This window comes from Fictibacillus arsenicus, from assembly GCF_001999465.1.
Lineage (GTDB): Bacteria > Bacillota > Bacilli > Bacillales > Fictibacillaceae > Fictibacillus > Fictibacillus arsenicus.
Map to the genome: position 1 here is coordinate 234,679 of NZ_MQMF01000001.1, position 12,580 is coordinate 247,258.

The 12,580-nt window shown below is 37.5% G+C and carries 12 protein-coding genes and 1 other annotated feature; of the genes, 1 reads left to right on the forward strand and 11 read right to left on the reverse strand.

The genetic code is table 11. The features are described 5' to 3' along the window. Positions 1 to 146 precede the first annotated feature (146 nt). The 5 genes from thrS to UN64_RS01180 form a co-directional block, all read right to left on the reverse strand. Positions 147 to 2,057, reverse strand: a complete 1,911-nt coding sequence (thrS, locus tag UN64_RS01160; RefSeq protein ID WP_077359274.1) for a threonine--tRNA ligase — start codon at positions 2,055 to 2,057, stop codon at positions 147 to 149. Positions 2,058 to 2,105: 48 nt separating this feature from the next. After that, positions 2,106 to 2,334: a binding site (T-box leader), on the reverse strand. A 64-nt stretch (positions 2,335 to 2,398) separates the two neighbouring features. Further along, positions 2,399 to 3,268 carry a sporulation protein YtxC gene (gene ytxC, locus UN64_RS01165; RefSeq protein WP_171978768.1) on the reverse strand — a complete coding sequence of 290 codons (870 nt, stop codon included), beginning with the start codon at positions 3,266 to 3,268 and terminating at the stop codon, positions 2,399 to 2,401. 101 nt (positions 3,269 to 3,369) lie between these two features. Next, positions 3,370 to 4,026 carry an amino acid ABC transporter permease gene (locus tag UN64_RS01170; protein WP_077359276.1) on the reverse strand — a complete coding sequence of 219 codons (657 nt, stop codon included), beginning with the start codon at positions 4,024 to 4,026 and terminating at the stop codon, positions 3,370 to 3,372. Positions 4,027 to 4,043: 17 nt separating this feature from the next. After that, on the reverse strand, positions 4,044 to 4,832 hold the full coding sequence (locus tag UN64_RS01175; protein ID WP_077359277.1) for a basic amino acid ABC transporter substrate-binding protein: 789 nt from the start codon (positions 4,830 to 4,832) through the stop codon (positions 4,044 to 4,046). A gap of 124 nt (positions 4,833 to 4,956) precedes the next feature. Further along, complete coding sequence (locus UN64_RS01180; RefSeq protein ID WP_077359278.1) at positions 4,957 to 5,682, reverse strand: Crp/Fnr family transcriptional regulator; 726 nt, start codon at positions 5,680 to 5,682, stop codon at positions 4,957 to 4,959. A gap of 154 nt (positions 5,683 to 5,836) precedes the next feature. On the opposite strand from UN64_RS01180, the gene UN64_RS01185 reads away from it, so the two are divergent. Then, complete coding sequence (locus UN64_RS01185; protein WP_077359279.1) at positions 5,837 to 6,346, forward strand: hypothetical protein; 510 nt, start codon at positions 5,837 to 5,839, stop codon at positions 6,344 to 6,346. Between the two features lie 21 nt (positions 6,347 to 6,367). Here the strand turns inward: UN64_RS01185 and UN64_RS01190 are convergent, their stop codons facing one another. The 6 genes from UN64_RS01190 to UN64_RS01215 all read right to left on the reverse strand — a co-directional run bounded on the left by UN64_RS01190 (position 6,368) and on the right by UN64_RS01215 (position 12,514). Further along, the gene (locus UN64_RS01190; protein WP_077359280.1) at positions 6,368 to 7,999 is read right to left on the reverse strand and encodes a b(o/a)3-type cytochrome-c oxidase subunit 1; all 1,632 of its coding nucleotides are present in this window, start codon (positions 7,997 to 7,999) and stop codon (positions 6,368 to 6,370) included. Beyond that, positions 7,996 to 8,466, reverse strand: coding sequence for a cytochrome c oxidase subunit II (locus tag UN64_RS01195; protein ID WP_077359281.1), 471 nt, complete (start codon positions 8,464 to 8,466; stop codon positions 7,996 to 7,998). Before UN64_RS01195 ends, UN64_RS01190 begins: the two co-directional genes overlap by 4 nt. A gap of 12 nt (positions 8,467 to 8,478) precedes the next feature. After that, complete coding sequence (locus UN64_RS20390) at positions 8,479 to 8,625, reverse strand: cytochrome c oxidase subunit 2A (protein ID WP_139342991.1); 147 nt, start codon at positions 8,623 to 8,625, stop codon at positions 8,479 to 8,481. 131 nt (positions 8,626 to 8,756) lie between these two features. Then, complete coding sequence (gene mqnC, locus UN64_RS01200; protein ID WP_077359282.1) at positions 8,757 to 9,863, reverse strand: cyclic dehypoxanthinyl futalosine synthase; 1,107 nt, start codon at positions 9,861 to 9,863, stop codon at positions 8,757 to 8,759. A 311-nt stretch (positions 9,864 to 10,174) separates the two neighbouring features. Continuing rightward, on the reverse strand, positions 10,175 to 11,119 hold the full coding sequence (gene dnaI / locus UN64_RS01210) for a primosomal protein DnaI (RefSeq protein ID WP_077359284.1): 945 nt from the start codon (positions 11,117 to 11,119) through the stop codon (positions 10,175 to 10,177). Between the two features lie 12 nt (positions 11,120 to 11,131). Beyond that, positions 11,132 to 12,514 carry a replication initiation and membrane attachment family protein gene (locus tag UN64_RS01215; protein WP_077359285.1) on the reverse strand — a complete coding sequence of 461 codons (1,383 nt, stop codon included), beginning with the start codon at positions 12,512 to 12,514 and terminating at the stop codon, positions 11,132 to 11,134. Positions 12,515 to 12,580 lie beyond the last annotated feature (66 nt).

Below are 12,580 nucleotides of genomic sequence, written 5' to 3' on the forward strand. Positions count from 1 at the left end.
TCACCCGGCGGTACCTTATATTCGCCCGGTGATCTTTATACGAATATGAATTCCACTAAAAAATCCTCCTATTTATAACACTTAAACAAAAATAGAAAAGCTGACGCCAAAAAAATGGTATCTCTTGGGCCAGCTTCTTTTTAAAATTATCTTTTTTCGTTAATTTGAGCTAGAATCTTATCTCTAAAATCTTCATAAGAAACTGTTTCTGATTTTTGCTCGCCATATTTACGAACGTTTACAGTATTGTCTTCGATTTCTTTATCGCCTAGTACGAGCATGTAAGGTATCTTTTTCATTTGAGCTTCACGAATCTTATATCCCATCTTCTCGTTTCTAGTATCAATTTCCACTCGAACAGCATGTTTTTTCAAGTCATCTTGAAGCTTATACGCATACTCGTTATGAACATCGGATACAGGAATCAGCTTTACTTGTACTGGTGCAAGCCAAGTTGGGAACGCGCCAGCAAAGTGCTCAACCAAGATTCCTAAGAAACGGTCGATCGAACCATAGATCGCACGGTGAATAACGACAGGACGAACCTTTTGGTTATTTTCATCTACATAAGTAAGGTCGAACTTTTCAGGCATCTGGAAATCGAGCTGAATTGTTGCACACTGATGGCTTCTCTTAAGCGCATCTTTAATGTGGAAGTCGATTTTCGGACCATAGAATGCGCCGTCACCTTCGTTAAGGTGATAGTTCATACCCAGATCTTCTAATACATTCTTCAATGCGCCTTCAGCTTGTTCCCATAAACGATCATCACCCATAGAATCTTCAGGACGAGTTGAAAGTTCAACAGAGTATTCAAAGCCAAATGTGCTGTAAATTTTATCAACTAACTTAAATACGTTTTTAATTTCACTTTCAATCTGTTGTGGTGTTACAAAAATATGTGCATCATCTTGGCAGAAAGTACGAACACGGATCATTCCGTTTAATGCACCGCTGTATTCGTGGCGATGAACCTGGCCAAATTCAGCCATACGTACTGGCAGATCTCTATATGAATGAAGCTTATTTTTAAAGATAAGCATGTGGCCTGGGCAGTTCATCGGCTTCATCGCGAACTTTGTATCATCTACTTCAGAGAAATACATGTTTTCATGATAGTGATCCCAGTGCCCAGATTGCTCCCAAAGGCGCTGATTCATCATAAATGGTGTACGCACTTCATCATAATCAACTTGACGCTGAAGTTCACGCGAGAAATTTTCAAGTTCTGTACGAATTGTTTGACCGTTCGGAAGATAGAAAGGCATTCCAGGCGCTTCTTCTGAGAACATGAAAAGTTCTAATTCTTTTCCTAATTTACGGTGATCACGCTTTTGTGCTTCTTCAATAAAGTGCAGATACTCATCCAGATCTTTTTGGCTTAAGAATGCTGAACCATAAATCCGCTGAAGCATTTGGTTGTCGCTATCTCCTCGCCAATACGCTCCAGAGATGCTCATTAGTTTATAAGCCTTGATCTTTCCAGTTGAAGGAACATGCGGTCCGCGGCAAAGGTCAAAGAACTCACCTTGCTCATAGATTGTAATCTTTTCTCCTTCAGGAAGATCGCGGATTAGCTCAAGTTTCAAATGATCATTTAATTTCTCGTAGATTTCTAGAGCTTCTTCACGTGTTACTTCTTTTCGAACGATTTGAAGATTTTCGTTTACGATTTTCTTCATTTCTTTTTCGATTACAGGAAGGTCTTCTGGTGTTAAATTATGAGCCATGTCTACATCATAATAAAAACCATTATCGATGACTGGTCCGATTCCAAGTTTCACATCTGGATATAATCGCTTAAGCGCTTGAGCAAGCAAGTGGGCGTTTGAGTGTCTAGTCATCTCAAGACCTTCTTGCGAATCTTGCATGACAATCTCAATCGATGCATCTTCTTCAATCTGGCGTGAAAAGTCAAACAATTGTCCGTTTACTTTCCCTGCTACCGCTTTTTTCTTCAAACTAGGGCTAATACTTTCGGCAACTTGTTCTGAAGTTACTCCTTTTGGAAATTCCTTGACTGATCCGTCTGGGAATGTAATTGAAATTGACGACATAAAAACATCTCCTTTTATTTATATAAAACAAAAAACACCCGTCCCTATAGAAGGGACGAGTGATGATCTCGTGGTTCCACCCTTGTTCCGTAAAATATAAATAAATTACGGCACTCGGACAGTATAACGGACTGCTGCCGTCAGCGATTACTAAATATTAATTCACCGCTGAAGTTCCAAGGTGGTAAAGCAAATTTTCGTGTTAGGAAGCTTTCAGCCGTGACTTCCCTCTCTAAAAACCGTAAAAGCTGCTTCATGTCCTTATCAATACAGATCAAATGATAAAATTATAAACTTATTATATGCAGATGCTTTTCAAAAAGCAAGAGGACAATGACAGTTTATGACTTTTTTTTATATGGATACGGGTTTTCTTTTAAAGACATCTTCTCAATTGGCAATATGGTGACCTTTTCTTGAAAAATATTTTTTACCGTCTGCAGAAGCGGATGATCCAAATCATATGCATAAATCCTGGCAGATGAAGGAGCTAATCCGATTAGAGGTCCAAGGAGGCGTTCATCCAAGTTCACTGCATTCGTTAATTTCAATGCCCTATCGTGCAAGTGCTGAAGTTCAGTTTTTGTTAACTGATTTTGCCTTTCATCAAAAAGGATTACTTTTTCTTGGTCAAAGAGGATTACGATATCATTTTTTAGAATAGATTTTTGTTTTGATAAGCATGTACGCAAATGTTCGATAAATGATTGATACTCAAGCTCTAATTTATATTCATCAATTGCACATTCAACAACCTTGAGCAAAGTTGCTAAATAATCTTTAAGACGAAACTTTAAAAAAGCTTCAAACTCTAGAAAGTTTCTTTTTTCCGATAAGATAGACTGCCACTGTTCTCGTATGATTTCACTTAAACTTGGAAGATTTTTCACTTCTGGGATTCCTTCAATCTCCCCTAAGATAATGCTCTTTGATATAGAGAAGATTTCTTTTTGTTCAGCAGAGTCACTATAAAAAAAAGCATGTTCGATCATTTCCTTTAAACAAATATCTTCTACCTTATTTCTTGTAAATTCCGTTAACACATCCAAAATGAATTCTTTATGTTCATGTATGTGCAGTTCAAGAATTTTTGAAGAAGCATCAGATAATTTGGCAAAGGAAGGGTTAATTTTAATCTTGGCTGCCGTCCGGATTATTTTTTTTAGGACAGCGGTTCCGTCAGACGGGTGTGAAAAAGCGATTGTGATCAAGCAAGTCCCCCCCATATAAAATCTCAGTAATACAATATATGGGACTAGGTTCTGAAAAATGTTAGTTAAACAAGGAAAAAACAACCCGGAAACCGAGTTGTTTAATCATAAACAAATTTTCGTTCAATTTTAGAGAGAATATAAGCCATCCCAAGAGTAAGAATTAAATACATGAAAGCTGCTGTCATATATGGTTCCCAAGGACGGTAATACTGACCCATCATCGCTCGTGCATAATACATTAATTCTGGTGTGGCAATGATTGAAACAAGCGAAGAGTCTTTTATCAATACAATAAATTCATTTCCAAGAGGCGGTATCATTCTTCTGGAAGCTTGGGGAAGAATAACATGTTTCATAGCTTGTACATGATTCATCCCTAAAGATCTTGCTGCTTCCATCTGTCCTTTGTCGATTGATTGTATTCCAGCTCGGAAAATCTCAGCTATATAAGCCGCTGCATTTAATGATAAAGCTAATACACTCGAAACAAAAACATTAGGCGGTTTCATTATAAGCGGCATCATCGCTGAATGGATCAGTAAGATTTGCACAAGCAAGGGCGTTCCCCGGAAGAAACTTATATACCAGTTACAAGGAAGGTTAATAAGCGGGTTTTTTACCATTTTCCCAAGTCCTATAAACAAACCTAGAATAGTTCCGAAAAGTATGCCAAGCAAAGATAGCTGAATCGTTATCCAAGTACCTTTTAAAAACAGCGGCATGTATTCGCTTATGATTTGAAAAGAAAATTCCATGTAGACCTCCAGAAAGTTTATTGTTTCAATGCATCTACATTTGGTTCTTCACCAAACCATTCTTTATAGATTTCAGCATATTTTCCATTTTCAATTACTTTTTTCAAAGCTTTATTGATTTTTTCTTGATGCTCACCATCTTTTGGAAAAATAATACCGTAGAATTCACTTTCAAAATTTTCTTGATCAGTAATTGTAACTAGCTTTTTATCAGGATTGTTTTTTGCATATTCCTGAACGACGGCATTGTCAGCAACAACTGCCTCAACTTCTCCGTTTAATAAGGCTTGAATAGCCAACGTGTTATTCTCAAACTTCTTAATATTTTCGCTCTTTCCAAACATTTTTTCTAAAGCTTCCTGACCAGTTGTTCCGTTTTGAACACTTACTTTTTTCCCTTCTAAATCTTTAGCGCTCTTAATCGAAGTACCATCTTTTGCAAGAATCATATTAATTGATTCGAAATACGGTGATGAGAAGTCATAGGTTTTCTTACGATCATCATTAATGGTAATTGCAGATATACCTGCATCCACTTCTTTATTTTTCAGAGCAATAAATAGCGGCTCCCAGCCTGTGTTCTTCATTTCATAATCAAAGCCCGCTTCTTTCATAACAGCATCTAATAAATCAACATCAAATCCAACGATCTTCTCTCCTTCAAGAGATTCGAAAGGAGCATATGCTGCATCAGTTCCTATCGTTAGCTTTTCTGCATCAGATCCAGAGCCAGTGCTTCCGCAAGCTGCTAATAATACTGCGGACAATCCTATAATCCCCGTTTTCAACTTTTGTTTCATTTTCATTGCAAGTTGTCCCCCTTTATTCTAAATATTCTTATATTATACACAAAATTTTAAATTTAAGGAAAATTCAATAAATAAATTCAAAATAAAAAGATCCCAATGTTTTGAGATCTTAGTTAATACTTTATATTCTGCAGATTTCTAAAGGACAGTCCTCACAACTGCAAGCATTTTTTAAATATGCTAAATCAGTAATTTTAATATTCCCGCCAGCTTCAAAAGTCACAACACCTTCTTTTTTCAGCTGACTTAACATTCGGTTAACCGTTTCGCGTGATGTCCCGATAAGTTCTGCCAAATCAGTATTCGTAAAATGCTGTGATAAAGTAATACCTGATGAAGTCATTTTACCATATGAATTAGCCAGTCTGATTAACGTCGAGCATAATGCACCTTTTTTTCCATAGAGCATGAGATCTCTAAACTTAGAACGGGTGATAGCATGCATATTGCTCATCCACTTCATAAATTCAACAGCAACTTCACCATGCTGCCAGATAATTGTTTCCAGATCCTGCTGCTGAATCACACCTACATCACAATCTCTTGTCGCTTTTGCACTATAGTTATACCGTGAATCCGAAGAAACACCCAGTTCACCAATTAGATCACCTTCTTGAAAAATGTAAAGAACCAGCTCTTTGCCTTCTTCAGTCACCTTCGTAATTTTAATCTGGCCTTCCCTTAAATAAAACAATTTGTCTGCCGTGTCATTGTCTAAAAATAAGAATTGATCCGCTCCCACTTTCTTGGGATACATAATGCTTTCTAAATATTGAAAAGTGTTTTTTGAAAAAACATCTGTATTTTGATAGGAACAAAAATTTTGTTGCTGTGTGCAGGCACCCATATTCAAACCTCCCCCGCTTCTCATATTCCCATTATAATCCACAACAAGAAAAATAAGTGTGATTTAAATCACACGAACTATGAACAATGTGTGATTTTTGATACATCCTTATTTAAAAATTTGTTTTATCCTTTTTTTAAAAGGAGGGATTAAAGTGACTGCCGCAGTCATACTAACTGAAATAAGCGATTCTAAATCTTTATCAAAAGAGGATAAATCAGCTGTCGTCAGCTTAATTAACGAACTTAAGCCCTATTTCAAAGAAATTATTGTGATAAATGATCAGCCTGCTGTTTACTTGCCTTATGTAAAAGATACTGCTCGTATTCTAACCCCTTATTATAAAGTGAGGGATCCACTTTCTTCTATTCATGCTGCTATATCTCTAGCTATCTCTGATGATGTTTGGGTTCTACATGAGGCTTTTCCTTTTCCCGGCATTAAAACCTTTAAGGAAATAATGTTAATGAAAGAGTCTAGTGGTTCCCAATGTGCAGTGTACGATAAAAAAAATCCAAGTCTTTTATACAGTATATTGGATAAAAGTGTTCTTTCTGTTTTATATAAAGCCATTCATACAAATAGTAATCGTTTAGATCTTTTTTTTAATCAAACAGACTGTACTTATTTTTCATTACAAAAAAAGAAAAGCTTGCAAACTTGAAGACGTTTGCAAGCTTTTTTCCTACCAAAATTTATAACCAGGTGATCCTGGGGGTCCATGCTCTATCATATGCCAAAACGGAATCGTATAAGCTATTAAGATCAACGCTGCACATATACCTACCCAGAGCTTCCAATTTTCTAAAATTACCGGAGTAGCTGCAGCTTCCTCCTCCACCTCTCCGACAGGAAAATCCATTTCTCCTTTCGGTGCTTTAAAAGCCAAATACCCTATGATATACATCAAAAGCAAGATGGCAATAAAAAGAATCGTTCCTCCGATAGCCATTGCTGCTTGATAAGGAACCCAATCCAGAGCTTGAGGATGGTCTGAGTAAGTCGTATAGGCTGTTCTGCGAGGTGCTCCAAATAGACCGACTAAATGCATTGCACCTGACATAAAAGCCATACCTACAGTCCACAAAATTGTTTGAATGATTCCTAGTCTATTCATTTGCGGTGTTAGAGTTCGTCCACTTAGATACGGAACAAGCCAGTAAGCGATTCCGAAAAAGGTAAGAGCAACTGTTGAAGCAACAGTTAGATGAAAATGTCCGGTTACCCATAACGTATTATGAATAACTTGGTTTAATTGATGACTCGCGTTAATGATTCCACCCGCTCCTGCAGGAACGAAAATCAGCATTCCCATCATCGGTGCAAAAAAACGTACATCTTTCCAAGGCAAAACTTTAAACCATCCAAACAGACCTTTTGCGCCTTTTTTTCTTCCTGCTGTTTCAAATACGGCAAACATTGAAAATGCAGTCATTAATGAAGGAACTATTACCATAAACGTAAGGACTACTTGGAAAAACTTCCATGAATGCGAGATACCTGGCTCTAACAGCTGATGGTGAAAGCCTACTGGAATACTGAATAAAAGAAAGAGTACGAAAGAAAGCCTTGCTAAAGCATCACTGAATATTTTCCCTCCAATGATTTTAGGGATGACGACATACCAGCACATATAAGCTGGAAGCAGCCAGAAGTACACGAGAGGGTGCCCAAAATACCAAAACAGCGTCCGGCTGATTAATATATCAATTTTATCTACCCAGCCAATCGACCAAGGAATGAATTGAAGAATTACTGTTGCTGCAACACCTAGTGTTGCGATGAACCATAATGCCATCGTCATAACAGCCATGTAGCTAAAAAGAGGAGAAAGTTTGTTTTTGGTTCTTCTCTTCCAAATGTAATACTGATTCCACATTGAGAAAGCGCAAAGCCAGCTGCCAACTACAACATGAACGAGTGCTACATAAAACCATGGTGATGCCTGAAGCGGAGCGTAGAACGTATAAAGGACAGTTGCTTTGTTCAGCAGAATAAATATGGTTGCTAATATTGTTCCGAAAGTCATCATGGCAAATCCAAGCCAGCCAGTTCTTCTCGGAACATCATAAAGAGCTCCCATTGTTTTGCTTATACCTGCATATAAAAAACCAACAATAAAAAAAGTTGTAAAAATAAGTGCTAATAAAACACCATGAGCGGTTAACAATTGATAATATCCGATAGAAAGCGGAAGCTCGATCGTACCGCTTCTAACCAGTGTCTGTAACAGACCTGCTATGGCACCAATAAATAATGCCATAAAACTTACACTTAAAAAACCTAGACTTAACTGCGCATCTCTTTTATCAATCATGACGTCACCTCCAAAGTTACCGCCATTACCTGATGACCAACTCCACAATATTCATTACATAAAATAAGATATTTGCCAGGTTTATCAAACGTATGTGAAATTTTGCTCACATACCCAGGTGTTATCATCATGTTTACATTTGTTGCAGGGATTTGAAAACCGTGAACAACATCTGTACTCGTCACTTTAAAATGAACGGTAGAACCTTTCGGAACAGTCATTTTTGATGGTGTAAATGTGAAAGCTTGAGCTAGCATAACTGCCTCATACTCGTTGTCCCCTATCTTCGTCAGAGCAGGTTTGTCGAATGGTGCAGTTAATGCTGCTTTTTTAGGATCGATTGTTTCCATGTGACTTGGAGGCTGGTTGCCCATAGCATAGGCTGAAACACCTACAATTAATAAAAAGATCGTTAAACACACTGCTCCTGACCAAAGCCAGATTTTCTCGTATTTATGAATATGCATCTTTAAAACCTCCTATCTAGATAGATAAAGCAAGTAAACTGCTGCCCATGACAAAACGATAAACAAGCCAACACCCATAACTGAAAGCAGCGTCCCTAGCAATTCTTTTTCCTTCTTCACCTTTACTTTTTCTTTATACTCACTTTGCAGCTGCGGCATCTTCATTCCTCCTTAGGTTTCACACTTAAAGAATAAGCTCAATAAAAAAATACCGCTGTGACAAATGTCATAACGGTATCTGAAATAAAAAAACACCTGACACATTTTAAAATGCTGTCAGGTGTTTTGAATTAGTTTTGCATAACAAAATCTTTTTCTGCATTTTCTTCATCTTGAAAAGTACGAAGAATTTCATATTTCGTATTTCTCTGAGCAGGAATTTTTCCTGCTTCACGAATAAGACGCAGGGTTAAGTTTGTATTTACTTTATGTGTAGTTCCGGCTGCAGAAACAACATTCTCCTCCATCATCGTACTTCCAAAATCGTTGCACCCGTAATGAAGAGACTTTTTACCGACTTCTGGTCCCATTGTTACCCATGAGGATTGGAAATTTGGTATGTTATCCAAGAAAATTCGAGAGATGGCTACGTTCTTCAGATATTCTCTTGGTGTTGTTTTCTCTGCTTTCATATTTGTGTTATCCGGCTGGAAAGTCCATGAAATAAAAGCTAGGAAACAATTCGTTTCATCCTGAGCATCACGGACTCTTTGTAAATGAAGTGCTCTTTCTTCAAAAGTTTCCCCAAATCCGATAACCATCGTAGCAGTTGAATGCAAACCAACTTTTTTAGCCGTTTTCATACATTCAATCCACTCTGTCCATGAACCTTTTAATCTGCTGATCTTTTTGCGCGTACGATCATCAAGGATCTCTGCACCTCCGCCAGGAAGTGAGTCAAGACCCGCTTCTTTTAATTCACGAAGGACTTCTTCTAGTGATAATCCTGATACTTCAACCATCTTCCAAATTTCAGCAGGTGAGAAAGAATGCATGGTAATATCAAAACGTTTTTTAATCTCTCTCAACAAATCAGTATAATAGTTAAACGGAAGGTTAGGGTTCGTTCCGCCTTGCATTAAAATTTCTGTACCGCCAACATCAACTGTTTCCTGGATTTTTTGAAAAATCACTTCATCATCAAGCACATACCCTTCTTCACTTCCAGGGGGGCGATAAAATGCACAAAATCTGCAATATGTATCACAAAAATTAGTGTAATTAACATTGCGACCGATCACAAAAGTAGTGACAGGTTCTGGATGCCACCTCTTCATAATGAGGTCGGCAACTTCTCCCATGCGCTCCACTTCATCACTTTCATATAGTTTAACGGCATCTTCCACAGATAAACGTTCTCCGCCTATTGCTTTTTGTAAAATTGATTCAATACTCATCGGCAACCTCCGAATCGAATTTCTTATGTACTTATCCTATCATATTTTAATAGAAGAGACAGCTTTGTATAAAAAGAAAAAGAAAAACAGCTTAAAAAAAATTTTAAGAGAAAACTGGAGCGCAAGGTGCGAGACTCCTGCGGGATCAGCGGGACAGGTGAGACTCCTAAAGGCGCAAAGCGCTAGGAGGCTCACCACACGCCCCGCGGAAAGCGAGCACCTGGAGCGGAAATCAATAACTACCATAGCTACATGGTTTACGAAAACAGACTTTAAAAAAGACCTCTGCCCGCTCAACGGACAGAAGTCTATTAGAATTCTTCTCTGAAATTTTTATTGCCGCCCATGAAAACAGGAGAACTTAAGTGCTTAATACGTTCCATGATTCTTAGAGCTTTAACTTCATCAAGGCCGCCTTTTTGTGAGTATGATAAATGCTGCTGCAGCATGTCATAATCACAATTTGATGTATAAAGAGTTGGAAGCTTCTCCATCATTCTATACTGAAGGATCACCCCAATAATCTCATCACGAACCCAGTTCGTCATGTTCTCAGCGCCAATATCATCAAGCATCAGTACTGGAATTGTTTTTAAGAGCTCCATCTTCGTATCAAAACTTCCATCAGAAAGAGATTGCTTCATCTCTCTTAAAAATTCCGGTGTATGAACCATCAGTGAATGAATACCTTTTTCAGCAAGTCCATTCGCGATTGCCCCAAGAAGATAGGTTTTTCCTACACCAAACTTTCCATAAAAGTAGATGCCTTTTACCGGCTGGCTGGTCCCTGCCATCTGTACGAACTCATATGCTTTAGAAATCGCGTTTCGTCTCGTATCATCGATGCTATGTTTATAAAGACGGTCGAATGTAGCACCCAGGATTTCTTTCGGTATAAAATAACTCTTTATAAGCAAGGCCATCGACTTTTTATGTTCATCATGTATCTTCAGTTCGCAAGGTTTGTATCGTAATTCCACAGTTTGTCTCACTCTTGTAAGTTCAGATCTATAACCTTGCATCAAGTTAGGGCATCTATTTAAACCAGGACAATTGCTGCATGCCTGCTGTTCATTTTTATAAGTATAAAAACTAGATAACAATTTATCTGCATGGGTATCTGAAATATCAGGGTTTTCTCTTAAAAAACGCATCACTCTTGGATCTGTAAGGACTTGTTGTTTCATTAATTCGTATTTTTCCTGAAATTTTTCAAATCCCGGCATTTGCTTAACAGATTCCTTTATTGATTCCACGTTAATCCCCCCTTATTTCGAATTATTTAACAAGCTTTCAAGCCATTTTCGATTTTCATCTTCTTTTGAAGAGCTGCTCTCATCTACTTTTTCTGGATTTATTTCGGGCTTTAGCCAATCTGGAACAGACACATTTGGCTTTTGATTTCCATTATAAAACTTAGATTTCGATGTCTTCTTTTCTTGCCACTCTTTTGATTTTCTTTTTTCATCTCGTGCAAGCGCCATTGCTTCTGGCACCGTCTGTACTTTTTTCCTCGCCCAATGTGATGATATTCGTTCTATGAGACCCTTTGCGAGTTTCATATCATTACCAGACAAAACATAATCCAGTAGAACATTCGTGACACCCGGTGTTAAGTTTTGATCAAGCATACAATAGGCAACAAGCTTCAAATCAACTTCAGAAGGTGTTGTTCCGCTATAATCTTCTAATAAGCGAAACGGTGATACTTCTTCAAAATATTTAATTAGCTCTTCTTCTTGTGATTTTGGTTCCATCCCTTGAAGTGCTTTAAGGTGAACAGGCTGTGTTCTTAATGCTAACACAGGCAGACCTTCTTCATGTTCAAAACGATACCATTTTTGAATCTCTCTTCTCAGATTTTCAACATTAATATCTCCCGTAGAATAATATACATTTTGTATTTGTCTGCTCATATCCATTGGTTCAAGCTGATAGATATAAGCTAGCTTATAGATTGATTCTTTTAGTTTTGGTGTTAAAACTTCTTTAGGCACTACAAAAGTCGAGATTTGATTAACCATTGCTTCAAAATCAAAGTCAGTCTCATTTAAGGAAACTTTACCCTGCACTCCTTTTTCTAAAAAGGATACATTTTCGGAAACAACATTTTCATTAATTTCCGAATAACTTTTTGATGTCATTTCAGAAGGATGCAAAGAAGTAAAAACATCACTAAACGAAGCAGTAACGTCATGGAAACCGGATGAATCTGTTTGTGGAATTAAAAATGATTCTCTTATCTCATTAAATTTTGTTTGTCCAAGACGGTTGAATAAATAGATGCTAAGGAACCCATCTGTGAAAAAAGCTTTTGGAGAAAGCGGCAACTGCAGTTCATATATATATTCCCTGGAGCTCTCACCATCTTTTTTCAGCGTTTTTAACAATCCGATCGCTTCGAGTTTTTTTCTTCCTGATAAAATATCTTTTAAAGAAAATTGCGTTAGGTTCATGAGGTGCTGATGCTTTTTTGATTTATGGTTCATTTTAGCTTCGCACCACAAAGTTAAATACAAACTGTGCGCAAATGCGCCTATTAATGGCTGATAGAGCAAAGTCAGTACGTTTTGATCAACTTCATTCAATAAGCTTTTGCTCTGGACGGAATAAGTATCAACGGGCACTACTTCCTGAAAATGTACCGTCATCGTTTTCACCCTTTATATACATAAAATTCTCTTTCTGTGAAAGAAAGGTGGCTGACGTTTTGTTTA

Bases quoted from the DNA above. Each gene is read 5' to 3' on its own strand.
- thrS (WP_077359274.1), bottom strand. From the start codon at position 2,057: ATGTCGTCAATTTCAATTACATTCCCAGACGGATCAGTCAAGGAATTT.
- UN64_RS01215 (WP_077359285.1), bottom strand. From the start codon at position 12,514: ATGACGGTACATTTTCAGGAAGTAGTGCCCGTTGATACTTATTCCGTC.
- UN64_RS01175 (WP_077359277.1), bottom strand. From the start codon at position 4,832: ATGAAAATGAAACAAAAGTTGAAAACGGGGATTATAGGATTGTCCGCA.
- UN64_RS01170 (WP_077359276.1), bottom strand. From the start codon at position 4,026: ATGGAATTTTCTTTTCAAATCATAAGCGAATACATGCCGCTGTTTTTA.
- UN64_RS20390 (WP_139342991.1), bottom strand. From the start codon at position 8,625: ATGCCGCAGCTGCAAAGTGAGTATAAAGAAAAAGTAAAGGTGAAGAAG.
- UN64_RS01180 (WP_077359278.1), bottom strand. From the start codon at position 5,682: ATGGGTGCCTGCACACAGCAACAAAATTTTTGTTCCTATCAAAATACA.
- UN64_RS01190 (WP_077359280.1), bottom strand. From the start codon at position 7,999: ATGATTGATAAAAGAGATGCGCAGTTAAGTCTAGGTTTTTTAAGTGTA.
- mqnC (WP_077359282.1), bottom strand. From the start codon at position 9,863: ATGAGTATTGAATCAATTTTACAAAAAGCAATAGGCGGAGAACGTTTA.
- UN64_RS01195 (WP_077359281.1), bottom strand. From the start codon at position 8,466: ATGCATATTCATAAATACGAGAAAATCTGGCTTTGGTCAGGAGCAGTG.